Origin of the sequence: Agrilactobacillus fermenti, from assembly GCF_047943045.1 — a bacterium.
Lineage (GTDB): Bacteria > Bacillota > Bacilli > Lactobacillales > Lactobacillaceae > Agrilactobacillus > Agrilactobacillus fermenti.
Genome location: NZ_CP181347.1, coordinates 819,501 through 841,151, shown reverse-complemented (window position 1 = coordinate 841,151; position 21,651 = coordinate 819,501). Strand labels below are relative to the sequence as shown.

23 protein-coding genes and 1 riboswitch are annotated in these 21,651 nt (G+C 40.2%); of the genes, 7 read left to right on the top strand and 16 right to left on the bottom strand.

Annotated features, from left to right (window positions below; translation table 11 throughout):
• Positions 1–41: 41 nt before the first annotated feature.
• Complete coding sequence (gene murB / locus ACNAN0_RS04125; protein WP_330166079.1) at positions 42–938, bottom strand: UDP-N-acetylmuramate dehydrogenase; 897 nt, start codon at positions 936–938, stop codon at positions 42–44.
• A gap of 215 nt (positions 939–1,153) precedes the next feature.
• Here murB and ACNAN0_RS04120 point away from each other — a divergent pair, with 215 nt between their 5' ends.
• The 3 genes from ACNAN0_RS04120 (at position 1,154) to ACNAN0_RS04110 (ending at position 3,843) form a co-directional block, all read left to right on the top strand.
• Complete coding sequence (locus tag ACNAN0_RS04120) at positions 1,154–1,924, top strand: exodeoxyribonuclease III (protein ID WP_230913555.1); 771 nt, start codon at positions 1,154–1,156, stop codon at positions 1,922–1,924.
• A 21-nt stretch (positions 1,925–1,945) separates the two neighbouring features.
• Positions 1,946–2,482: a 3'-5' exonuclease gene (locus tag ACNAN0_RS04115; protein WP_230913556.1), complete on the top strand. Its 537-nt coding sequence runs from the start codon at positions 1,946–1,948 to the stop codon at positions 2,480–2,482.
• A 215-nt stretch (positions 2,483–2,697) separates the two neighbouring features.
• Complete coding sequence (locus ACNAN0_RS04110) at positions 2,698–3,843, top strand: glycosyltransferase family 1 protein (RefSeq protein WP_407929190.1); 1,146 nt, start codon at positions 2,698–2,700, stop codon at positions 3,841–3,843.
• A 162-nt stretch (positions 3,844–4,005) separates the two neighbouring features.
• Here ACNAN0_RS04110 and ACNAN0_RS04105 read toward each other — a convergent pair whose 3' ends face one another.
• From ACNAN0_RS04105 to ACNAN0_RS04090, 4 genes are all read right to left on the bottom strand, one after another.
• A complete protein-coding gene (locus tag ACNAN0_RS04105) occupies positions 4,006–4,530 on the bottom strand; it encodes a GNAT family N-acetyltransferase (protein ID WP_230914740.1) in 525 nt (174 codons plus the stop codon).
• Positions 4,523–4,996 carry a tRNA (adenosine(37)-N6)-threonylcarbamoyltransferase complex ATPase subunit type 1 TsaE gene (tsaE, locus tag ACNAN0_RS04100; protein WP_416354168.1) on the bottom strand — a complete coding sequence of 158 codons (474 nt, stop codon included), beginning with the start codon at positions 4,994–4,996 and terminating at the stop codon, positions 4,523–4,525. The genes ACNAN0_RS04105 and tsaE overlap by 8 nt, the downstream gene beginning before the upstream one ends.
• A 288-nt stretch (positions 4,997–5,284) precedes the next feature.
• Complete coding sequence (gene pta / locus ACNAN0_RS04095; protein ID WP_230914104.1) at positions 5,285–6,262, bottom strand: phosphate acetyltransferase; 978 nt, start codon at positions 6,260–6,262, stop codon at positions 5,285–5,287.
• Between the two features lie 75 nt (positions 6,263–6,337).
• Entirely contained in the window at positions 6,338–7,033 is a 696-nt protein-coding gene (locus ACNAN0_RS04090; protein ID WP_230914106.1) for a uracil-DNA glycosylase, read from the bottom strand.
• A 115-nt stretch (positions 7,034–7,148) separates the two neighbouring features.
• Between ACNAN0_RS04090 and ACNAN0_RS04085 the strand changes: the two genes are divergently transcribed.
• Together ACNAN0_RS04085 and ACNAN0_RS04080 are read left to right on the top strand one after the other, a co-directional pair.
• On the top strand, positions 7,149–8,018 hold the full coding sequence (locus ACNAN0_RS04085; RefSeq protein ID WP_230914103.1) for a Cof-type HAD-IIB family hydrolase: 870 nt from the start codon (positions 7,149–7,151) through the stop codon (positions 8,016–8,018).
• A gap of 21 nt (positions 8,019–8,039) precedes the next feature.
• Positions 8,040–8,564 carry an LURP-one-related/scramblase family protein gene (locus tag ACNAN0_RS04080; protein ID WP_230914102.1) on the top strand — a complete coding sequence of 175 codons (525 nt, stop codon included), beginning with the start codon at positions 8,040–8,042 and terminating at the stop codon, positions 8,562–8,564.
• Here the strand turns inward: ACNAN0_RS04080 and ACNAN0_RS04075 are convergent.
• From ACNAN0_RS04075 to ACNAN0_RS04045, 7 genes are all read right to left on the bottom strand, one after another.
• Positions 8,561–9,145: a GNAT family N-acetyltransferase gene (locus ACNAN0_RS04075; RefSeq protein WP_230914101.1), complete on the bottom strand. Its 585-nt coding sequence runs from the start codon at positions 9,143–9,145 to the stop codon at positions 8,561–8,563. The two genes, ACNAN0_RS04080 and ACNAN0_RS04075, sit on opposite strands and share 4 nt — an antisense overlap.
• 81 nt (positions 9,146–9,226) lie before the next feature.
• On the bottom strand, positions 9,227–9,757 hold the full coding sequence (locus ACNAN0_RS04070) for a TetR/AcrR family transcriptional regulator (RefSeq protein ID WP_230914100.1): 531 nt from the start codon (positions 9,755–9,757) through the stop codon (positions 9,227–9,229).
• 130 nt (positions 9,758–9,887) lie between these two features.
• On the bottom strand, positions 9,888–10,361 hold the full coding sequence (smpB, locus tag ACNAN0_RS04065) for an SsrA-binding protein SmpB (RefSeq protein WP_230914099.1): 474 nt from the start codon (positions 10,359–10,361) through the stop codon (positions 9,888–9,890).
• 14 nt (positions 10,362–10,375) lie between these two features.
• Positions 10,376–12,625, bottom strand: a complete 2,250-nt coding sequence (gene rnr, locus ACNAN0_RS04060; RefSeq protein WP_230914098.1) for a ribonuclease R — start codon at positions 12,623–12,625, stop codon at positions 10,376–10,378.
• Positions 12,622–13,383 (bottom strand): alpha/beta hydrolase, encoded by a 762-nt coding sequence (locus tag ACNAN0_RS04055; protein WP_230914097.1) that lies wholly within the window; start codon positions 13,381–13,383, stop codon positions 12,622–12,624. Before ACNAN0_RS04055 ends, rnr begins: the two co-directional genes overlap by 4 nt.
• A gap of 95 nt (positions 13,384–13,478) precedes the next feature.
• Complete coding sequence (gene secG, locus ACNAN0_RS04050; RefSeq protein ID WP_230914096.1) at positions 13,479–13,721, bottom strand: preprotein translocase subunit SecG; 243 nt, start codon at positions 13,719–13,721, stop codon at positions 13,479–13,481.
• Positions 13,722–13,806: 85 nt separating this feature from the next.
• Entirely contained in the window at positions 13,807–15,369 is a 1,563-nt protein-coding gene (locus ACNAN0_RS04045) for a ClC family H(+)/Cl(-) exchange transporter (RefSeq protein ID WP_407929200.1), read from the bottom strand.
• A 136-nt stretch (positions 15,370–15,505) separates the two neighbouring features.
• Between ACNAN0_RS04045 and ACNAN0_RS04040 the strand changes: the two genes are divergently transcribed.
• Together ACNAN0_RS04040 and ACNAN0_RS04035 are read left to right on the top strand one after the other, a co-directional pair.
• A complete protein-coding gene (locus ACNAN0_RS04040; RefSeq protein ID WP_230914094.1) occupies positions 15,506–16,855 on the top strand; it encodes a TrkH family potassium uptake protein in 1,350 nt (449 codons plus the stop codon).
• Between the two features lie 14 nt (positions 16,856–16,869).
• Positions 16,870–17,535 (top strand): potassium channel family protein, encoded by a 666-nt coding sequence (locus ACNAN0_RS04035; protein ID WP_230914093.1) that lies wholly within the window; start codon positions 16,870–16,872, stop codon positions 17,533–17,535.
• A gap of 10 nt (positions 17,536–17,545) precedes the next feature.
• Here the strand turns inward: ACNAN0_RS04035 and thiE are convergent, their stop codons facing one another.
• The 4 genes from thiE to eno all read right to left on the bottom strand — a co-directional run bounded on the left by thiE (position 17,546) and on the right by eno (position 21,616).
• Complete coding sequence (thiE, locus tag ACNAN0_RS04030; RefSeq protein WP_416353948.1) at positions 17,546–18,196, bottom strand: thiamine phosphate synthase; 651 nt, start codon at positions 18,194–18,196, stop codon at positions 17,546–17,548.
• Positions 18,183–19,010, bottom strand: a complete 828-nt coding sequence (gene thiD, locus ACNAN0_RS04025; RefSeq protein WP_230914091.1) for a bifunctional hydroxymethylpyrimidine kinase/phosphomethylpyrimidine kinase — start codon at positions 19,008–19,010, stop codon at positions 18,183–18,185. Before thiD ends, thiE begins: the two co-directional genes overlap by 14 nt.
• 2 nt (positions 19,011–19,012) lie before the next feature.
• Positions 19,013–19,816 carry a hydroxyethylthiazole kinase gene (gene thiM, locus ACNAN0_RS04020; protein WP_230914090.1) on the bottom strand — a complete coding sequence of 268 codons (804 nt, stop codon included), beginning with the start codon at positions 19,814–19,816 and terminating at the stop codon, positions 19,013–19,015.
• A gap of 69 nt (positions 19,817–19,885) precedes the next feature.
• Positions 19,886–19,984: riboswitch (TPP riboswitch) on the bottom strand.
• Between the two features lie 339 nt (positions 19,985–20,323).
• The gene (gene eno / locus ACNAN0_RS04015) at positions 20,324–21,616 is read right to left on the bottom strand and encodes a phosphopyruvate hydratase (RefSeq protein WP_230914089.1); all 1,293 of its coding nucleotides are present in this window, start codon (positions 21,614–21,616) and stop codon (positions 20,324–20,326) included.
• Between the last annotated feature and the right edge of the window lie 35 nt (positions 21,617–21,651).

Sequence of the window (21,651 nt, the reverse complement as noted above, 5' to 3'; positions counted from 1 at the left end):
GAGTCGGTCATCAACCTATCTACCGACCCTGACATATTATCTTATTTTTTGGGTTCGCCAATAATTCTAACTTCTGGCTCTAAGCGAACGCCAAATTTCTTTAGCACTGTTGCTTGAATCAAATGAATCATTTGCATATAGTCGGTCGCAGTTGCTTGCCCACGGTTTACGATAAAACCAGCGTGTTTGGTGGATATTTGTGCCCCACCAATAATACGCCCCTGTAAGCCAGCTTTTTGAATCAGCGGTCCGACAAAATAACCCTTTGGCCGTTTAAAGACACTGCCGCAAGATGGGTACTCTAGCGGTTGTTTGGTGGCTCGCTTGGTATTAAAATCTGTCATTTTAGCCAAAATCACTTCAGGATCACCTGGTATCAAATTAAACCGAGCTGAAATCACAATACCATGATTTTCCTGAACCGCACTGTGTCGGTAGTGAAAAGCCATTGCCGCACCGGTCAGCGTGTGTAACTCACCTTGAGAATCCAAATAATCGTAAGCCGCCACTACGTCTGAAATTTCACCACCATAGGCACCCGCATTCATAAAAATGGCGCCGCCAACACTTCCGGGAATACCAGCAGCAAATTCTAAGCCTGATAAACTCGCTTGCTGAGCCGTTTTTGAGGTATCTATAATGTGGGCGCCCGCTTGTGCAACAATATAATGACCATATACATGGATCGCCGTCATGGCCGTGGTAATAATCGTTAACCCACGGATCCCACCATCTTGAACAATCAAGTTGCTAGCATTACCTATAAAAGTTAACGGTAGTTGTCGTACCTTTGCAAAATGCAATAAAGTTTTTAACTCTGTGACACTTTTAGGAAAAGCTAATAGATCAGCTGGTCCACCGGTTTTTGTAAATGTGTACTTACTTAATGGTTCATTATATTTGATCAAAATTTCAGAATCAGGCAATTGTTCGATCACTATCTTCGCCCCTGTTCACAGTTCATTTTCTGAGACAACTCTAGTTGCCATTTTAACAAAAAAACATTGATATAGATAGTCTGAACTCCCAGTATCTACCCAGTATTTTTTGATTGTCAACTCATGTCACTTGCAAGGCGGCCCAAAACATGTAGACTATTTACAGAACAGCGTTATCAGATATTTTTTAGACTTAGACTAACGGAGGACTTACGATGAAATTAATCTCTTGGAATGTTAACGGCTTAAGAGCAGTCCTAAAAAAAGATTTCATGACTACTTTTAATACATTAGATGCGGACTTTTTTTGTCTACAAGAAACAAAGATGCAAGCTGGGCAAGTTACGTTAGACTTGCCAGGCTATCACCAGTATTTTAACTATGCTGAAAAAAAAGGGTATTCTGGAACAGCTATTTTCACAAAATACAAACCCTTAAATGTCACTTATGGCTTAGGTATTGATATTCACGATCATGAAGGCCGTTTGATCACGCTAGAATATCCAACTTTCTACCTGATCACTTGCTACACACCAAATTCACAAAATGAGTTAAAACGTTTAGATTATCGTATGACTTGGGACGATGCCTTTCGCAATTATGTCCACCAGCTTAGCCAACACAAATCTGTTATTTTTTGTGGTGACCTCAATGTAGCTCATGAAGCCATTGATTTAAAAAATGATAAGACGAATCACCATAACGCTGGCTTCACAGATGAAGAACGTGCCAAGTTTACAGCCTTACTAAATGCTGGTTTTACGGATACCTTCCGTCACTTTTATCCCGATCAAACCGGTGTTTATTCTTGGTGGAGTTATCGTTTTAATGCCCGCAAAAACAATGCCGGTTGGCGTATCGACTACTTTTGTACTTCCAATGATTTAACAGACAAATTGCACGATGCCAAAATATTAACGGATATTTATGGTTCCGATCATTGCCCGATCGAACTTGATATCGCTGACCTAGTACAAAAATCTTAAACTACAGAAAAGAGGTTAGCCATGAATTTCATTGCCATGGATTTTGAAACCGCCAATCGTTCCCCCAAAAGTGCTTGCTCTATTGCACTGGTGGTCGTACGAGCCAACAAAGTTGTAGATTCATTTTACACATTGATCAATCCTAAAATGTATTTTGATCGTCGTAACGTACAGATTCATGGTATTCATGAAAGTGATGTTCAAGATGCCCCAACTTTCGCAGAAGTTTGGCCGCATATTGCCCCATTATTTGACACGAATCACTTAGTAACTGCGCATAACGCCCGCTTTGATATCAATGTTTTACGCCAATCTCTACAACGTTTTGAGATCTTGCCACCCCATTATTTAGCTATCGATACCTTGCAAACAAGTCGCAAACTATATCCTGAATTTCCGAATCATCGTTTAAATACGGTTTCTGCTGCGCTTAAAATTCAATTACAGCATCATCATAATGCGCTCGCCGACAGCATTGCTTGCGCCCAAATTTTGATTCATCAAGTACAGCAGTTTGGACCGGACCAATTACGGCCTTTTATCAAACTTATCGCTTAGTTTTTCAGAAAATAAGCTATCAATCTATAAAAGTATTATAATAAAAGTAGTTCAAAAACACGTTGCTAGAGTGAACGGTATCCTAGCTCGCTGTTGTCACTTGCTTAAACAGTGCTACTAGTTTTCAAAAACCAGTTTTCTAACTGACTTTTGTGCGGTATTTGTCCACTTTAGTCTGTTTTTTTGTCATTAAGATGAAAAGGGAGCGCGAAATATTGGCAAAAGAAAACGATACAATGCAAGATGTGATGCAAGGTGATATTCACGATTATGACGCCATCCTAAAATATTTTAATGACCGTCCCGCAAAGCAAAAGCGTCAAGCACATTACCGATCAATTACCTTTGTCACCACTGGCATCATTCCCTATGATGGCGGTCAAACAACCATGTTGCACTTGGGTACTTTATTACAACAAGCCGGTTATGAAGTTTATTATTTGAGCTACGTTCCGCAATCACAAGCATCTATGACTGACGATGCAGAATTTAACTTTCCTAAGTTTGGTGGGACCTGTTTAGATATGTCGCACTTGGACACACACCAATCAGATATTTGGATTGCTACTATGTGGGAAACGGCCTATATCATCAAAAACAAACCTGGCTACAAATTTTACTTTGTGCAAGACTATGAACCTTATTTCTATCCTTTTGGTGATCGCTATCAACTTGCAAAAAAGACTTATGATTTTGGTCTACATATGGTATCACTAGGACCTTGGTGTGCCCATATGATCAACGTTCACACTAAAAATAAAACGCCAGTAGATCAAATCAATTTTCCAGTTGATCTGGATAACTATCCTTTCTCCCCAAGAGATTTTTCTAACTACCCAACCAAGAAACGACTAAAGATTGCAGTATATACCAAATGGTCAAGTCCTAGACGTGCGCCCATCAGCATTCAAATCACGATGCTGGATTGTCAGAAGTTACTGGCTAAAAAGGGCATTCACTTGGATGTTTGGTACTTTGGCACGAATAAAACGGCACGCTTTGTCAATGGCACCAATTTAGGTAAATTAACGCGCAAAGAAATGGTTGACTTGTACAATAGCTGCGACTTTGGTATTGCCCCTTCTATGACAAATTTCTCCTTGGTGCCTTTCGAAATGATGAGCACTGGATTACCATTCATCGATTTTCTTGAAGGAACTGGTTCCTATTTTCTACCAAAGGGCAGTTATTTCCCCACCCATTTCAATGAAACGGCATTAGCTGACACCTTGCTTACGGCCGCACAAGACACCGAATTACTTGCTAAGGTCGTTGCAACTAGTCACCAATATTTACACAATATTTCTTGGCAAAAGACCGTAAATGATTTTCTGAAGATACTAAAGCGCATTGAAGCTTAAAATTAGACAGTGGAAATATTCAAAATGAGTTGTTAATAGTAAACAAATAGAGGGTGAAAAACTAACGTTTTGTTTTTCACCCTCTATTTGTTTGCGAACAATTTTATTTTAAACGTGTGCCAAAAGGCAACGCCCCTTGTCACACGCTGTTTTATTCTACAATCATGCCAACAATTTCGCCATTAATAAAACATCTAAATAGCCAGCTGTAGTTGTGTAAAAAGCATGTTGTAATTGGCCTTCCACAACGAAACCAAATTTTTTATAAACATGGATTGCTCGTTCATTTCGCACTTGAACGGTCAACTCAATTCGTTTTAAAACATTGGTTTCTTGAGCCCAATCTAGGGCATCACCCAGTAACATTGTGCCGATTTGATGATTCCAATAGGCTTTGCGAACTGAGATGCCTAAAGTTCCCACATGTTGGATATGCTCATCCGCTTCAGCTGAGATCCTGACCATGCCAATAATCTCATCGTGCAAAATAGCCACTAATAAAATATTATTGTTACTTTCAAAAATATCTGCTAAAGCCAGCGCCTGTAATTGGCGATCATTAGCCAAATCCTCGTCAGTCACCAATAACAAATCTGATTCCTGCCGAACAGCATGCAAATACGTTTGTAATGCTTCAGCATCTTCAGGTACGGCTTCACGAATAATTAGTTCTTGGCCGTCACTCATGATGATAAGCCGCCAAAACTTGCTGAACCAGTTTTTCATAGTGTGATCCGATAGGCGTAAAATTAATTTGACGAAAGGCATCATTTTGCGCATCTTTTTTCAAGTCAATGGTCAAATATGTGGCCGGCAGTTCACTTTGAATATACTGACTCCATTCCACCACAACGATCCCATCACCATTAAAGTACTCTTCTAAGCCCAAATCCGCGCTGCCCCCGCTTTCTAAACGATACATATCCATATGATAGAGTGGATACCGCCCCCGCTGATACTCACGAATCAATGTAAAAGTGGGTGACTTGATTGGTTGCCGAATACCAAGGCCCTGGGCAATACCTTTTGTAAAGGTCGTCTTACCAGCACCTAAGTCACCATTTAATAAGATTACATCACCCGGTTTTAAATGAACCCCTAATACCTCTCCCAGAGCAATTGTTGCCGTTGCAGTTTGTGTTTGCACAGTGATTCCTCCTTAGTTTACCGTTATTATAACGGATACCGCTGGATACGTAAAAGGCTTAATCAAGGCTTTTTTATATAAAAACGTGGCTGGGACAAAACTAACGTTTTGTTTTCAGCCACTATGTGTTTACGAATAATTAAATTTTAAATGTGTTCCAAAAGGCAACGCCCTCACCTAACCACGAATGGCTCAGGTGCTAAGCGCCTTTTGTCTCACTCTCGTCACCTTATAAATATTTAATTAAATCAAAATTAAAGCTACCTGCGCTCAATAATCTAGTCTAGCACCACTTTAAAGTAAAGCTTGCGCAGCTGTAATGATAGATAACTTGTAGACGTCTTCTTCATTAGAACCTCTTGATAAATCAGAGATTGGCTTGTTTAGACCTTGTAAGATCGGACCGATAGCTTCGAAGTTACCAAAACGCTGTGCAATCTTATAACCAATATTACCAGATTGTAATTCAGGAAAAACAAATACCGTTGCTTGTCCAGCCACGTGAGAATCGGGTGCCTTTTGCTGAGCTACAACAGGCACAAAAGCCGCATCAAATTGGAGTTCACCGTCGATTTCATATTGCGGTGCCAATTCTTGCGCAATTTTGGTAGCTTCGGCGACTTTAGTCACTTGATCGGCTTTGGCCGAACCTTTCGTTGAAAAACTCAATAAAGCTACTTTTGGATCAATATCAAATAACGCTGCTGTTTTAGCGGATTCTACCGCAATTTCAGCCAGTTCTTGGGCATTAGGATCAATATTGATTGCACAATCAGAGAAGAGATAACGCTCATTCTCACGGCCACGCTGCATAATAAAAGCCCCACTCGTTCGACTCACACCGGGCCGTGTTTTAATAATCTGTAAAGCCGGCCGCACAGTATCACCTGTCGAATGAATGGCGCCAGAAACCATACCGTCCGCTTTATCCAAATAAACTAGCATTGTGCCAAAATAATTGTTATCACGCAATAACTCTTGTGCCTGGGCTTCAGTTGCTTTGCCTTTACGGCGTTCAACAAATGCGGCCACCATCGATTCATACTCTGGATATGTGGCTGGGTCAATGATTTGAATATCACCTAAATTAAAGCCTTTTTCCTGGGCAATCTGTTGAATCTTAGCTGCTTCACCTAGCAGAATGGGCTTCAACACTTGATCTGCATTCAATCGGGCAGCTGCGCCAATAATTCTAGGTTCATAACCTTCTGGAAAAACAATCGTTAAGTTTTTACCGGCAATCTTTTGTTTTAAACTATCAAATAAATCCACGGGGAAAAGCCTCCTAATATGTAAACGTTATCATAGTTATGATACACTTTTTCCAAGTACTTGTGAAGTCCTAGCTTAACTTTCACCGGGATCATCAGGCAACTGCCAATTGATTGGTGATTCGCCAAATTGCATTAAGGCGTGATTTGCCTTGGAAAATGGCTTTGAGCCAAAAAAGCCATAATGTGCCGATAGAGGACTGGGATGTGGCGAAGTAATGACTGCATTCGTAGTTTCATCAATTAGTTTCATTTTAGCCTTAGCGGCATTGCCCCATAAAATGAAAACGACGCCACCCTTACTGGACAATTTTTCAATAGCTGTGTCAGTTAGACGTTCCCAACCTTTGCCGCGATGGGAATAGGCGTGACCAGCTTCCACCGTCAAGACAGAATTCAATAATAATACCCCCTGATCTGCCCAAGATTTCAAATAGCCATGTTTTACTGGTGGATAGCCCAAATCACTTTGTAATTCCTTATAAATATTGACTAGTGAAGGGGGTACCTTTGTTCCAGGAACGACTGAAAAACTTAACCCATGTGCCTGATGAGGATTATGATATGGATCTTGTCCTAGAATAACGACTTTTACCTTTGAAAATGGCGTCCATTCAAAAGCTTGAAAAATATGATACATATCCGGATAAATTGTTTTAGTAGCATATTCCCGCTTCAAATAATTATGTAATTCTTGATAATAATCTTTTTCAAACTCTGGACCTAGTACCTCTTGCCAGTCATTGTGGATCAATGTTTTTGTCACGATAATTCCTCCTTATGGTCCATATTATACAGGATGTCCCGATTTTTGCTTGATTAATCCGTAATTTTCTTGCGGTTCTATGCTAAACTTAAACTAGAATATTTACTGGAGGTCACTTATCTTGATCAAAATTATCGCTTCAGACATGGACGGCACCTTACTCAACAATCGTATGGAAGTTTCAGAAAACAACGCTGCTGCAATCACAGCAGCACAAAAGGCCGGAATTGATTTTATCGTAGCTACTGGGCGTGGGATTACCGAAGCAAAGCCTCTATTAGATGCCCATGATTTACATACCACATTCATTACGTTAAACGGCGCTCTAGTCATTGATACCGACGGCAAAGAAGTTGTGAAGCATCCACTCGATCGAGACAAACTACACCAATTAGTCGCGCTTTTAAGACAAAACGACTTTTACTTTGAAATGATTACCAGTGAAGGCCCTTTTTCCGAAAGTAAAATACGTCGAATTCAAAATGTAGCTGATTTACTGGTCACTCTAAACCCCGATCAACCTTATAAAATTGCTGTGGCTTTAGCGGCTGCACGATTAGAATTGATGAATATCAATTACATTGATAACTTTGACACGATTCTATCAGACCCCAATAAAGAAGTTTTCAAAATTATCGCCTTTGATAAACGCGGTCAAAAAGCCTTTACAGAAACACGAACAGCTATTGATCATCTCGGAGGCTTAGTGGTCACTTCCTCATCCGATAACAATATTGAAATTAATGATATCCAAGCACAAAAAGGTATTGCTTTGAAGCAATATGCGGCCGTTAAGCATATTCCTATGACACAAGTTATGGCTTTGGGTGATAATTTGAATGATGAATCGATGATTCGTGAAGCAGGTATGGGCGTTGCCATGGCAAACGCTGTGCCTCACATTAAAGCAATCGCCAATCGAACAACGGACTTCAATACCAAAGACGGTGTCGGTAAAGCAATTCAATGGGCCTTAAACGGTGAAATCTAACAACTAATATTTGGTGAGTATATGGAAGTATATATCAAAAATCAAACAGCACAACGACAACATATGGCGATGGTTTATAATGCGACCCAGCAACCAATTTATTACGTCGTCGGCCGTCAGGGTATGCTGAATGATAGTTTTGAGCTGCATGAATTATCTGGTAACTTAGTTGGTGAAATCAAACAAGTATCTCCTGGATTTTTGCCACGTTTTGATATTTTGATTGCAAACAAAAAAGTCGGCGCTATCAAACGAATTATTGGTGTTTGGCACCAATTCATTTTCGTAACCGACTTACGCTGGATCATTACTGGCGATTTATTGGATAACCACTACCAAGCCTTTACACATGGCCAATTAGTCTTTCAAGTGGACACTGCATTGCTTTCAGATGGTGCATTAGCAAAAGATCTCATTGTCAAGCGGCAGCAAGATGTTCCAGTGGCAATTTTGATTAGTATGATTCTAGACTTGTGGTCTAAAAACACCAAACGCGGTCAAGCACCCTCTCCAATAACCGATGGCCAATTAATTTGGGGTGATTAAAGTTCAAAAGTCATGTGTTCGTATTGATGTGGCCCAATGGTAATTTTTTTCTCAACTCTAAATCCCTGACGCAGATACAATCGTTTGGCGCCAGGATTAAGCAGATCGACATTCAAGGATAAAACAGAATACTCGTGATTTCGGGCCAATTGTTTAGTTGCGGCCAATAATTGGCTACCAATTCCCTGACTTTGCGTATTCGGCGCAACAGCTAAAGAATCTAAATACCATTCACCTGGAAAAGCTTCCTGATCCGGGAAAAGTTCCTGACCCGGTTGTAAGCCCAACTGAGCATAATAAGGTTCTAAATCTGTATCAATTGTCGCTTCATCTACTTCTGGATAACTCACCGCCACGCCAAAAACGCGTGGCTTTTTTTCATCTTTACTATCGTCAACAGCCACAAGCATGCGACGGTAACTGTAACGATAAGTTTTAGTTTGATAAAGCTTGTTTAGAATAGCAAATAGTTTAGCTGTCGATAGCGCTTGTAATGTTGGAATTTCCATTTCTTCAAATATTTGATTAATGATCGGAATAACCTGTGGCCCATCTTGTAATTCAGCTGGTCTAATTTTCAATTAATTCACCTCACCTATAATCATACAGAGAACTGAAATCATACGCAAAGGGTGCCAAAAAGAAACTACCAAATTATGGTTTTAACCAAGTTTAAACTTATTGTCAATCAGTAATAAACTGAGTGCATCTAATTGTGCACGCATTTGCTTCGGCTCAATATTCAAATTATTCGTTAGCCATTCTCGAATTTTTAACCGTAACCCATCGGTAAAAAAAGTCATGTAACTGGCATTGATGCGTGCAAAATATTGAGGCTTAAAATACTGGCTTATAAAGCATTCAAATGTTTCTTGTAAAAAATACTCTTGGCGCATGACATTGGAATTTTGGTAAAGATTTAAAAACAAGATTCGCTGAGCAACCAATTCTTCTACTAGTAAATCCAGTGCCAACATCCAACTACTACATTGGCGTAATTTCAATAACAGCCGTTCCTCGACTACGGCAAAAAAGATATCTTGTAACCCATTATTGAAGTGCCGATAGAAGGTACTTCGACTCACTCCAGTAATTACCAGTAACTCTTGCACCGTTAATTTCTTAACTCGCTGCTCTGATAAATAATCCCCTAACGTACGAATCACATAATTTCTGGTGAGTTCAGTGTGCATTAAATTCTCCTAATCAAACGAAAACAATTCAGCATTTGTAATTGAACTATACCAATTTTTATTTTTTAAAGCAAAAAAAATGACAAAAATTTTAGTATTCACTAATCTTTTGTCATTGATCCGATTTAATTTAATAACGATTTTTTAATGCACGCGCCATTTCTCGGTCTTGTTCTTTACGTTTTAAAGTCTCACGTTTATCATATTGACGTTTACCTTTACCAACACCAATCAAAACTTTGGCAAAACCATGTTTTAAATAGACTTTAAGCGGCACGATCGTGATCCCCTTGTCCTGGGCCACACCAGCTAATTTGGTAATTTCTTTTTTGTGTAGTAACAATTTACGATTTCTTAATGGGTCATGATTAAACTGATTGCCTTGTTTGTACTCACTGATATGCACATTTTCTAACCACAATTCGTTATTGCGCACGCGGGCAAAGCCGTCTTTTAAATTAATCTTCCCTGCACGAACAGATTTGATTTCGGTTCCCGTCAAGGCAATACCTGCCTCATAAGTTTCTAAGATACTATAATCATGACGGGCTTTACGATTATTTGCCAATTCATTAGGCGCTTTTTTATGTTGTTTTTTCGCCAAAAAACTCACCCCGCTTATTTGCGACGATCTGAACGTTTACCCCTACTTTGAGTTTCACGTGGCCGCTTTGCAGCTGCTTTTTTTTGATCTGCTGCTGATAAAACAAGTTCAAAATCGATCTGTCGCTGTTTTACGTCGGCTCGCATCAATTTAACACGAACTGGTTGTCCAATTTTATACATCTTATGGGTATGTTCACCAATCAAAGTCATACTCTGTTCGTGATAACTGTAATAGTCATCTGCCATCGTTGAAATATGAACCAAACCTTCAACTGTATTATCTAAGGCCACAAACATCCCAAAACTAGTAACCGAGCTGACGACCGCATTAAATTCTTCGCCGACACGGTCCTCCATATACTGAGCTTTGAGTAAATCGTCCACATCACGTTCGGTATCTACTGCCTTACGCTCCTGAATCGATGTTTGTTCAGCAATTCCCGGTAAAGCTTCGCGCCAGTGAGCTTGTTCCTTTTCTCCAGTCCCATTAGCTAAATAATCATGGATCAATCGGTGCACGATTAAGTCAGGATAACGCCGAATTGGAGAGGTAAAGTGTGTATAATATTGAGCACCAATCCCAAAGTGACCTAATAATTCATCAGAATAATGTGCCTGTTTCATACTCCGCAATAACATAATATTTACCACAGACTCTTCAGGTGTGTCTACCACCTGACTTAACACATTTTGCAGCATCAAAGGTTTGACATCTTTAGCTGAGCCCACGCCTTTGATCCCAAATGCTGATACAAATTCAAAGAATGATTTTACTTTTTCTTCATCTGGCGTTTCATGGACCCGGTATAGGAATGGCACATGTCGCTTATTCCAAGTTTCAGCTACTGTTTCGTTGGCTGCCAACATAAACGATTCGATCATCCGCTCAGAAGTACCGCGTTCCCGCAAAACAATATCGATTGGATGTGAATTTTCATCAACAATAATTTGTGCTTCTGCATCTTCAAAATCAATAGCACCACGACGATGACGCATGTCAAATAGAATCTTATGCAACTCTGCCATCAGTTCAAACATAGGTACAAGATCTGCATATTTAGTTTCAAGCTCTGGATCTTCGTGATTCAAGATTTTATTCACGTTATTGTACGTCATGCGTGCGTGAGACTTGATCACACTAGGATAGACATCAGAATTAACGACTTTTCCACGTTCGTCGATTTCCATATCACAGGTCATTGCCAAGCGTTCTTCATCTGGATTCAATGAACAAATACCGTTAGAAAGACGGAATGGGATCATTGGTACGACACGATCCGCCAAGTAAACGCTTGTCCCACGATCGAAAGCTTCATGATCTAGTGGTGAGCCTTCAGTTACATAATAACTAACATCTGCAATATGCACACCCAAATGATAGTGCCCGTTAGCCATTTTCCAGACAACAACAGCATCGTCAAAGTCTTTAGAGTCGTCCCCGTCGATTGTAACTACAGGTTGATCCGTTAAATCTTTTCGCCCAGTTTTATCTGCTTCGGTCACATGATCTGGAATATGATTTGCTTGGTCCAAAGCTTCTTGCGGAAAATCGATGTGTAACCCATGGGCATAAACTTGACTTTCAATATCCACGCCAGGATCATTTTTATTGCCAATGATTTTAACAGCAATACCACGCATCTGCCCGGGCCGTTCGGGTGAAGGATAGTCCGTGATATCCGCTAAAACAATATCGCCCATTTGAGGATGTAAGCCTTTTTCCGATAGAAAAACAGGTAACTTATTCAACTTCTTTTCACGGCTTTGTAAATAGCCAACGAAACCTGTTTTATGCGCTTCTGCATCAGAATACTGGGTAAAATCACCAACAATTGTTGTCAGGTTACGCGTCAGAATTTGGGTAATCTTACCTTCTGGCCCACGGTTACGCCAAGGATCTCCGTCACGTACGATTTCAGCAGTGACTTCATCGCCATCAATTGCGGTATGTGTAGCCTCTTTAGGCACGAAAATATCTGGATCATCAGAATCAGGAACAGCGATAAAACCAAAGCCGCGTTCATTGGCATGGAAAATACCACTAATAATCTTCTTTTGTTCAGCTAATTTAAATTTACCTTTACTACTAATTTGAATTCGGCCTTCACCTTCAAGTTGTGCAATACTTTTAACAACTCGTTTAAAAGCAGAAGCCCCCTTAAAGCCGATCTGATCATTGATCTCTTGCACCGTAAACTTGCGATCTGGTTGACCTTGAAAAATTTCTAAAATATCTGTTTGTAATCTTTCGGCTTGTGTCAATTTGCCACCTCTTCATTTGTCTTTTGAATAAAATGTAAAACATCCAGTTGTAATTGTTTATGGGCGGGACCGACTGTCAGTACATGACTGGCATTCTCATACCAGTGGAAATCCACAGTGGCCTGCTTCAAAGCTGCGCGTAATTGGTAGGCGCCCTGAGCATCAATCATTTCATCTTGCCCCGATTGTCCAATAAAAAATGGCTTCGTAATTGTCCCTAAATCCGACACCATTTCTCGAGCAAAAGCATGGACATCTGCTAATTGTTTAGGTAATAGCGTTTCAATTCTTGCCATCTTTGTTTCAATCTCAGTAGGCTTAATTTTAGCATAACGATATATCTGACGCGCGTACTTCAAAAAATTAGGATACACATTATTTTCGGGCTGTGGTATGACAGGTGAACTAAATACCCCACCAGCAACTACCGCATCTAACGTCATAATAGCTTTCGTCGCAAAAATACCGCCCATTGATAAACCAAAAACATAAATAGGCTGTTTATGTTTATAAGCAATATATCTAATTGCAGCTTTAGTATCTGTCCACCATTGTTCTGCACTGCCCTGTTCTAAAATGTCTAGAGGTTCAAAGGTTGCATGTCCTGTAAAATGAGGGATATAAACACTATATCCAGCGCCTTCTAAGAATCGACCTAACATATGGTGATCACTGGAAGTACCTGAGTAAGCATGCAATAAAACGATACCCACTTTACCAGCATCATAGTATAAAGGCTGTGGCATTTTATATTGCAAAGTATATTGCTCCTAACTGTCTTAAAGTAAAAGGACTTCATCATTAAAAAGCCGGCAACGAAAAAAGCTTCGCCCCGGCTACACATTAATATAATTTACTTGTGTGAAGATAAGTAGACAAGAATTAAAGCAAAGACGAAGAATAGGGTGCCAAGTACCCAAGTAACTTTGACCATAAATGCTTCAAAGCCGCGTTTCTTGGTCACACTAGACTGAAGTTCATTGCCACCGCCAGATAATGCGCTTAAAGCATCTTGTTGTTTACTTGGCTGCATCATAACGGCGAAAACAATCAAGAAGGAATCAATGATTAAAAGTGTTTGAATCATGCTATACAAAGTAATACCTCCAAATTAAAACCGGTCAATATTCACTATAAAATAGTAGCATAAATCCCACTATAATACTAGAATTTTTGGATATCTATTGTGGTTTGCCTGTATAAATCGATTCAATGTGCTGCTGAATCAACCGCCGCATAGCACCCGCTTGACCGCTGGGCACTAGTAAGATTAACGTATCACCAGGATGTACGCGACTACTACCATGAGGAATCAAATGTTTCTCACCCCGCTGAATACTGATCAGCAAACTATTTTCGGGCCATTGAAGGTCCATAACCTTAAAAGCATGTGCACCAGGCGCTTCAAAGATTGGCACCTGTACTTGATCTAAATTTCTAGAAGTCATGATCTTATGAATCACAGTCAAACGCTGCCTTAGAGCTTCATAAATTGCATCACCATTCAAAATATCTACGACCAGATAAGCGACCAAGCTCAATACTGCTAAAGGCATTAAATGAACTAAGGAGCCAACCATTTCTGTCACCAATAATATAGCAGTAAATGGTGCTTTACCGATAGCAGCAAAATACCCAGCCATTGCAAAAATCACCAAATTATGCCAGTACCCTTGCGGCAACCAGCCTAAATGAATCATCACAGCGGCATAAAGGGCACCAATAATCGCCCCTAGCGTTAGAATTGGTAGGAAAATACCACCCGGTAAACCAGAACCATAGGACATCATTGAAAATAAAAAACGGACTAAAAATAACGTGACCAAATAACCTAAATTAATAGTGGCCTGATTAAAATTCAAAATCACGCCATTGCCGCCGCCAAGCCAATCTGGATGCCAAATACCAAGTGGAATCAATACTAACAAGGGTACCAATCCCAAAAATGCTTTGGGGATGAACTTAAAATACCGGTAAAATTTATCCTGATTCAACAACACAATTTGGTATAATCGCCCTAATAACCCTAAAATAATACCTAACAACAACAAGTGCCAATACAAATTTACTGGTAAGGACCGTTGATAATTCAGATGTAAAATGGGTTGCATACCAAAAACATTTAAAGACACAAAATTTGCAGCCACTGCACTGGCCAATGATGTCAACCAAACAGGATAGGAAAAGTTATGATAAATCTCTTCTAGTACGAACATTGTCCCGGCAATTGGCGCATTAAATGCAGCTGAGAGGCCACCAGCAGCACCGGCAGCAATCATGATCCTCCGATCCGAACCAGAGACCCGAGTGATCTCTGCAGTGCCTTGCCCAACAGCTGCCCCCAGCTGAATTGAGGGCCCTTCACGTCCGAGAAATAATCCCGGCCCAATTGCTAGGACCCCGCCAACAAATTTTTGCCATAAAATTTGCCACCAATTATAATCTAGTTCTTCATCTAATTGTGCTTCAACTTGGGGTATACCCGATCCTGATATTTGTGGCGCGCGCCGTAACAGCAAACCAACAATCACACCAAATAAAATTAAAACGCCTACAAGTGGATATAATAAAGACCACTGCCCCATTCGAATTTTATGAAAAACAGCTTGAAACACGACCAAGATTTTTTCAATACTAAACCGAAAGGCGGCCGTAGCTGCACCTGCTAGTAACCCAATTACCAAGCCGCGGTAAATATAGTGTAATTTGTCCAAGCTCAGGTGATGTCTTAACGAATTATTCAAAATATTACCCCATTGTTATCTTTATCAATAAATATATTACTCGTTTTCAGAAACTGTGACAACAGACCTTGCCTTTCATCCCGACTTTAATTATTGTAAAATTAAAATTAACCTTTACCTTTATAAGGACTTAATTATGAAAAAATTACCGCTTCATTTATTTAAAACGCTGCCGCAAAAAATGACTTCTGGTTTCATTGTGATCATTCTATTAGGCACACTGCTTCTAAAATTACCTATGGCTACAGTTATTCATGGCAGTACCTCTTGGCTTAATGCCCTTTTCACAGCCACTTCCGCCACTTGTATCACCGGCTTAACGGTTGTCAATACTGCCACACACTGGACAATTTTTGGTCAAAGTATCATTTTATTGATGAGCGAAGTTGGCGCCCTTGGTTATATGACGTTTGCAGTTTTACTTTTTAATTTGATTAAACGTAACCTTGATCTTTCGACACAATTATTAGTCAAAGAATCACTTAACTTAGAGAACTTAACGGATACTAAAAGCGTTATGTCCTATGTTGTTAGTCTTTCAGCAATTATGCAAGGGGCGGGCTGGCTATTATTCGCCGTAGATTTCATTCCTCGTTATGGCTGGCGAAGGGGAGTTTATTGCGCACTTTATCAGTCAGTCATGTCTTTTTGTAACGCCGGCTTTGATGTTTTTGGTAATAGTTTAAAAAACTTTCAGAATGATCCCTATGTATTATTGGTAACCATTATTCTAATTATTGCCGGTGGTCTGGGATTTCTTGTCTGGCGTGATGTTTTACTTTACCGTGAACGCCGCCGATTAAATTTAAACTCAAAACTCACGCTAGTGACAACTTTTTCTTTATTTACGATCAGTTTTTTGACATTGCTAATCACTGAAAAAAATCTGGCAATTATCCAAACGACATCTGATAATTTTAACCGTTTGATGAATACCCTATTACTCAGTGTCACACCAAGAACAGCCGGTTTAATAACTGTCAATACCAATCAACTTCAAGAAGGCAGTATCTTCTTGATTATGATTTTAATGTTTATTGGTGGTACGCCTGGATCCACTGCCGGTGGGATCAAAACCACAACCTTTGGCATCCTTGTGCTTCAAAGCATCGCCCAATTGCGCGGCCAGAAAGATGTCATGTTCGCAAAACGTCGCTTCAGTGCCGATAACATCAACCGGGCACTATTATTGATCTTTATGGCGACAGGTATTATCTCGATTGCAACCCTGATTTTGACTCAAACAGAAGTCACGCCAAAAGAATTTGGTTTAGAGTACATTCTATTTGAAGTTTTATCTGCTTTTGGAACTGTTGGTCTCAGTCTCGGCCTAACAGCTAAACTTTCTATTGTCGGCAAAATTGTCATCATGCTGTTAATGTTTATTGGGCGTGTGGGTATTTTTACGTCCATGTACGCCATCTTGAATCAACAGACTAAAACAAATTTGATTCGTTATCCAGAAGAAAATGTCTTAATTGGTTAGGAGTGTGACTCATTTTGAAAAAAAATTATGCTGTGTTAGGTTTAGGTCGTTTCGGTGAGAGTGTTGTCCGAACCTTGACCGAATTCCATCAAGACGTTTTAGCCGTAGACATTGACGAAGAACGGGTTAACGCCTTAATGGACGTTGCAACTCAAACTTTAATTGCCGATACCCAAGAAGAAGCTGTTTTGAAAGGGCTAAACATTGATACATTTGATTTTGTCATTATTGGTATTGGTAATAATATGGAAGCAAGTATTATGACAACCTTACTAGTTAAAGAGCTAGGCGCTAAATGGGTCATTGCTAAGGCAGAAACTGCCGCCCATGGCCGAGTTTTAGATCGAGTGGGCGCGGATCAAGTCATTTTCCCAGAGCGCGACATTGGCCGTAATATGGTTCGAAAATTACTATCTAATCATATTTTAAGTTTTATTGATTTAAGTCCAGACTACACCCTTGCTGAAATTGAAATTACCGATTCGAATTTTGCCAATCAGAATTTACTGGAACTCAATTTACGGCAAAAATTTGACTTGAATGTCATTGCGATCCACCATGGCAAAATGGTTAATATTACGCCCAAGCCAACTGACATGGTCCATTTAAACGATATTTTAACGGTCGTCGGTCCAGTAGACCGCGTTCAAGAATTAGATGACGCAATCAAAAGCGACTGATCAACTATGTTTATTTCGCCGTTATAGCCAATAAGGCTGCTACGTCAGCCGTTAAATCTTGTGAGCGTGTTAAATATGAGATCACAGCATAACCAGCGGCATTAGTGGGTAATTGAGCATGATTGTTTAACGTGATGCCTCCAATACCAACTACTGGTCGCTTAGCCGCTTTAATTAGTGCCATTAATCCTTCTGGTCCAAGGGCTGGATCAGCGTCTGTTTTTGATTGGGTCGGAAAAATAGGCCCACAGCCATAGTAGTCAATACCACCAATGGTATTGGCTTTTTTTATTTGCGCAGTCGTTTCGCAAGAATAGCCAATAAAGTGTCTGCCAGCTACTTGACTCACAGTGGCCTTAATATTACCATCCTTTTGGCCAACATGGATGCCATCTGCAGCCGTTGCGTCAGCTAGTGCTAAATCATCATCAACAATAAATGGCACCTGATAACGCCTGCAGAGCTGTCGTAATGCTCGCCCAATCTCTAAGCGTTGCGCTGGTGTCAATCGACTGTGCGGCCCTTTATCGCGGAATTGAAACGCGGTCACACCCGCAGCTAGTACGCGATCAACTAATTCTAAAATATCTTGTTCTGGACGCAAATCTTGAGTACCGCAAACAAAATAAGCACGTAATTGGTCGGGTTCAAATTTCATCATTTTCCTCCTGATACCCATCTGTATACGCCCATAAGTTGAGTGGGCCATGGCCGTGTCCAACCTCAATTGGATTGGCAATACTAGCATAGATAAACTGTTTAGCCGTTTTTAATGCAGTTAATAGATCATACCCTTTTGCCAATTCAGCAACAATACAAGCGGATATAGTATCTCCGGTCCCATGTGTATTCTTAGTTTCAAATCGAGGTGTTTCCAGCCATAGTGAGCGGCCATCCGCTAATAAAACATAATCAGCTGCTGCTTGACTAGCGAGATGCCCACCCTTAATTAGGACATTTTTCGCACCCAGCTGTTTTAATTTTTGAGCTGCTTGTTGCATGTCGGAGCGATTCTTGATGGTTTGACCACTTAGCCGCTCAGCTTCAGGAATATTCGGTGTGATTAGGGTGGCTAGTGGCAACAGTGCTTGTTTCACAACGGAAATTGCATCGTCTGCCAGTAATTGAGCGCCCCCTTTAGCAATCATGACTGGATCAACGATCAAAGGGCCAAAATGATATTTCTTTAAGTTATGCACAACAAATCTGACATGTTCAGCATCTGCTAACATTCCTGTTTTACAAGCTTTAATTGTGAAATCATCAGCCAAAGCCTTAAACTGGTCATGAACCATTGTTTCAGACAGACTGACAAAATTTTGTACCCCTACTGTATTTTGTGCAGTTACTGCTACAACTACTGCAGTTCCAAAAACATGCCGCATCTGAAATGTTTTCAAATCAGCCATAACTCCGGCCCCACCACCAGAATCTGTGCCAGCAATCGTTAAAACTTGAGGTATCCTATCTGTCATTGTTAATCCATCTCCAGTTGTTTGATGCGACCCTTAGCAGCCACTGTTTCCGGTGTGACTAAATGTAACTGATCCAGCAATTTTATTGCAAACGTTCCCGGTAGCTCGGTAGGCAACTGATCAGCCACCTGTTCCCCGGCTACCGCAAAAACCACTGCTGCAGTTTGTGCAGCTTCGAAATAGTCTGATGTCACGCCAGCAAAAGCACCAATAATACTAGATAACATATCGCCTGAGCCAACATGAAGTTGGAATAAAGGCGTATTGTTTTCAACTGTGACAACTTGCTTCCCATCAGAAATATAATCCGTTTCTCCGGTCATGACTATAATCGTTTGGTATTTTTGAGCTGCTTTTTTAACAATAGCCACTGGGTCAGCGTGACCTTCACCAGCATCAACACCCTTAGACTGCCATGCAACATCAGCCAGAGCCGCAATTTCACCAGCATTACCACGAATGATGTCTGGGTGAAATACGTTAAACAAATCAGCTACTGTTTGTTTTCGGTATGCTACCGCACCAACAGCGACAGGATCTACAATGAGCGGTTTATGAAGCTGATTGGCAAGTAGACCTGTTTGTCGAATATGTCCTAGCGCTTCATCAGTAAAAGCACCTAGATTTAATACAACTGCAGCGCTCATCTGCACCATTTCTGCAGCTTCTTTAATTTCTTCAGACATGATTGGTGAAGCACCAATCGCATTGATCCCATTGGCAACGTCTTGAACTGTCACAAAATTGGAAATATTCATCACCACTGGATTTACGGATCTTAATTTAGCTAATAATTCAACTTGCATGTTTGACCTCCTAAAAAATAACCGGTATCCATACAAATGCGCAGGATACCGGTTATTTATCAGAAATATACCGATCAAATGACACGTTCCTACGCAAGTATGAACTTACAGGTTCAAAGGGTTTGTTTAACCATCTCAGTCCGCTTAAGGACACCCCTCGTGTTAATATCTATTGTATTGTAATGATAAGCTGTCTCGAAAATGAAGTCAACTGAATCTTACAGCGGAACGCCATAAAAGTTCTAAGACGATAAAAAATTCGAGCTTGAGATAAAAGGCGCTCAGCGCATGAGCACCACTACGAATTCAAAGAATAGTGGCTTTTCGTTTGAATCATTCGTTGATAGGTGAGGCTGTTCGCTTTTGGCACACGTTTAACTCAAAATATGCGTAATCAAAAAATGGATAAAACAAAATGTAAAATCTTGTTTTATCCATTGATATATAAGTTAGTTTAGACGCGTAGCTTTAAAAACGACACTGTACCTAACAGAACTTAAATTCAACTTATTTGCCTAAGTTGTAGAAGCTGTGAATACCCTTGTATTCAGCAGCGCCTTCTAATTGTTCTTCGATCCGCATTAATTGATTATATTTGGAAATACGGTCTGTCCGGCTCATAGAACCTGTCTTGATCTGGCCAGCATTTGTAGCAACAACCAAGTCAGCAATAGTTGTATCTTCTGTTTCACCAGAACGATGAGAAACAATAGCTGTATAGCCAGCTTCTTTAGCCATTTCAATAGCTTCAAAAGTTTCAGTCAAAGTACCAATTTGGTTAACTTTGATTAAGATGGCATTGGCAACGCCCATGTCGATCCCTTTCTTCAAGTATTCAGTGTTTGTGACGAACAAGTCGTCACCAACAATTTGTACTTTTTTACCTAATTGAGCTGTTAATGTCTTCCAGTCGTCCCATTCATTTTCATCTAATGGGTCTTCCACAGAGATAACAGGATACTTATCGATTAAGTTCTCAAGTAAGTTTGTAAATTCAGCAGCGGTGTAGTTCTTGCCGTCACCTTTCAATTCATATTGATGTGTTTCTGTGTTGTAGAATTCAGAAGAAGCAGCATCAAAGGCGATTGCAATATCGTCACCAGGTTTGTAACCGGCACGTGTAATTGCTTCAACTAAGATTTCAAAGGGTTCTTCGTTGTTCTTCAAATCAGGTGCGAAACCACCTTCATCACCAACGGCTGTTGAGTAGCCTTTTTCTTTTAACAAAGCTTGTAAAGCATGGAAAGTTTCTGAACCCATCCGAATAGCTTCATGAACAGATTTAGCACCAACAGGCATAATCATAAATTCTTGGAAGTCCACGTTATTATTAGCATGAGCCCCACCATTAATAACGTTCATCATTGGTGTTGGTAAAACATGGGCATTAGGGCCACCTAAGTATTCGTATAAAGGTTGACCTAGTTCGTCAGCGGCGGCGCGTGCAGCAGCCAAAGAAACACCTAAAATAGCGTTAGCACCTAATTTACCTTTATTAGGAGTACCATCTAACTTAATCATTGCTTGATCTAAAGCACGTTGGTCGGTAACGTCCATACCAATCACTTCTTTAGCGATCACATCATTAACATTGGCAACAGCCTTTAAAACACCTTTACCGCCAAAACGGTTTTTATCGCCATCACGTAATTCAACAGCTTCGTGTTCACCAGTTGAAGCCCCAGATGGAACAATGGCACGGCCAAAGCCGCCAAGTTCAGTATAAACTTCAACTTCAACAGTAGGATTGCCACGTGAGTCTAAAACTTCGCGGCCTAATACATCAGTAATAACAGACATAGAATTTAACGCTCCTTTTAATTTTTACTTCCGGA

Excerpts from the sequence above, each read along its gene's own strand:
- ACNAN0_RS04120 (WP_230913555.1), top strand. The coding sequence starts at position 1,154 with ATGAAATTAATCTCTTGGAATGTTAACGGCTTAAGAGCAGTCCTAAAA.
- ACNAN0_RS04115 (WP_230913556.1), top strand. The coding sequence starts at position 1,946 with ATGAATTTCATTGCCATGGATTTTGAAACCGCCAATCGTTCCCCCAAA.
- ACNAN0_RS04105 (WP_230914740.1), bottom strand. The coding sequence starts at position 4,530 with ATGAGTGACGGCCAAGAACTAATTATTCGTGAAGCCGTACCTGAAGAT.
- ACNAN0_RS04080 (WP_230914102.1), top strand. The coding sequence starts at position 8,040 with ATGGAAGTATATATCAAAAATCAAACAGCACAACGACAACATATGGCG.
- ACNAN0_RS04070 (WP_230914100.1), bottom strand. The coding sequence starts at position 9,757 with ATGCACACTGAACTCACCAGAAATTATGTGATTCGTACGTTAGGGGAT.
- ACNAN0_RS04040 (WP_230914094.1), top strand. The coding sequence starts at position 15,506 with ATGAAAAAATTACCGCTTCATTTATTTAAAACGCTGCCGCAAAAAATG.
- thiE (WP_416353948.1), bottom strand. The coding sequence starts at position 18,196 with ATGATGAAATTTGAACCCGACCAATTACGTGCTTATTTTGTTTGCGGT.
- thiD (WP_230914091.1), bottom strand. The coding sequence starts at position 19,010 with ATGACAGATAGGATACCTCAAGTTTTAACGATTGCTGGCACAGATTCT.
- thiM (WP_230914090.1), bottom strand. The coding sequence starts at position 19,816 with ATGCAAGTTGAATTATTAGCTAAATTAAGATCCGTAAATCCAGTGGTG.
- eno (WP_230914089.1), bottom strand. The coding sequence starts at position 21,616 with ATGTCTGTTATTACTGATGTATTAGGCCGCGAAGTTTTAGACTCACGT.